Here is a 1660-nt window from a genome sequence, read left to right as displayed (position 1 = left end):
CCTCGATCCGTGGACTTGAGTGATTGATGTGTCTGCCATGGCTGGTTGTCGTTTGGTGGGCTTGTGAGCGTGACGTAACCGCTGGTCTGCCCAGCTTTTCCCTGTGCGCTCCGGTAGGGGCCTATTCGGCCAGGTGGTCAGGCTGTGGCCAGTAGAGGTGGATCGTAGCCGATGATGTTGCGCCACAGCGTAAGCCAGTGGTCAGCCCAGGGCCAGTGGCTCGGTAGGTGCAGAAGGGGTCGGCGTTGCGGTCGGACCAGGCGTGCGGGGACGGTGATGAGCTTGCGGCGCAGTGTGGCGCCCCGGGCGACTGCGTGGGCTCCACCGGCCAGGACGCCGGCGGCGCGCAGCAGGTTGTGGGCAATCGCGGCGCACAGGATCCACGCCGAGTTCGCTCCGAAACGTCCCGAAGGCATGTGAGCCAGGGGTCCATCGATCAGGTCGGCGAACACGGTTTCGATGATCGCGTGGCGGCGGTGGGTGATGTCGGCCGCAACGGTGGGTTCGTCGGTGTCGGTGAAGAACGGGTGATACCGCCACACCGGAAACAGCGCATCAGGAAAGCGGGCATCTTTGACCCGACGCACGATCAACCGGGCGGTCATCGGGTTGTCGGTGGAGGTGAAGGCGGTGTAGGTGGTCTCGGCGACTTCTGCATCGGAGATCCAGGCTCCCGTGTCGGGATCACGGACCGCTCCGGGGTATTCCACTGCAATCCAGGCGCTCTCGTCGATGGACTCGATGGCTGCAGCGACGGCGCGGGTCTTGGTCAGCACCAACGAGAACTGGGCACCGGCGCGGCGGCAGGCTGTGGCCACGGTGCTGTTGCCGTAGGCCGAATCGCCGCGCACCACAATCTGGCCGGTGACCCCGGCGGTGCGGGCGGTGGCGACGGCTTGGGCGATCATCCGGGCCGCACCCTTGCCGGAGTTGGCCTTCCCGGCTCGCAACCGGGCGCCGGTGATCACCGGCGCACTCGTGGCGGTGCTGATCGTGGTGACCAACGGCGACAGGCCCTTGCGCAGGATCTGCTTGCCCGCGATTTTGGTGTGTCCGTAGGAAGCACCTTGTTTGGCGTGGCCATAGACCGGACGCAGCAGTGAGTCGATGTCGAGGAACGCGCGCTCGTCGGCGCCAGGCAACAGATCGACCCGCGCGCAGAGTCCGGCCAGGTGCTCGCGCAAAACCGATTCGAGCTGGCGGGCGTGTCCGAAAGTAAACTCGCGCAACAAAGTTCCGATGGTCGAGGGTGCATACACGCCGCCGAACAGTGTCTTCATCCCACCTGCCCGCACCAGGTCGAGATCGTCAATGCAGTCCGCACCGGCACACATGCCCGCGATGACTGTGCTCAGCTTCGGTGCCGGGTTGGCCGCCCCGGACTTGATCCTCGGCTCGGCAATGACCACCTTGTCACGTAATAGCTGCGGCAAGGCAGTCTGGGCCGCCAGGGTCATCACCGGGACCAATCCAGCGCAGGACACGAGATGGTCATCATCGAAGACCGCCGACGACACAGCGAAACTATGGGACACTTTCACCGGAAGTGCCTTTCTGACCTGGACTGATTAGTGCGTAGAGAACACCAATCTTCCCAGTTCAAAGGGCACTTTCCTCATTCCGACACCCTGCGACCAGCCGATACATCGGTGGATCGAGG

At 64.3% G+C, this 1660-nt stretch carries 1 protein-coding gene; it reads right to left on the bottom strand.

Annotation, left to right across the window (positions count from 1 at the left end; genetic code table 11):
• Nucleotides 1-137: 137 nt before the first annotated feature.
• The gene (locus tag ACXMYJ_RS29015) at nucleotides 138-1541 is read right to left on the bottom strand and encodes an IS1380 family transposase (protein WP_235880822.1); all 1404 of its coding nucleotides are present in this window, start codon (nucleotides 1539-1541) and stop codon (nucleotides 138-140) included.
• Between the last annotated feature and the right edge of the window lie 119 nt (nucleotides 1542-1660).

The organism is Mycobacterium sp. ZZG (assembly GCF_054786995.1).
The sequence above is the reverse complement of the archived record's forward strand: the minus strand, read 5'-3'. Positions and strand labels throughout refer to the sequence as shown.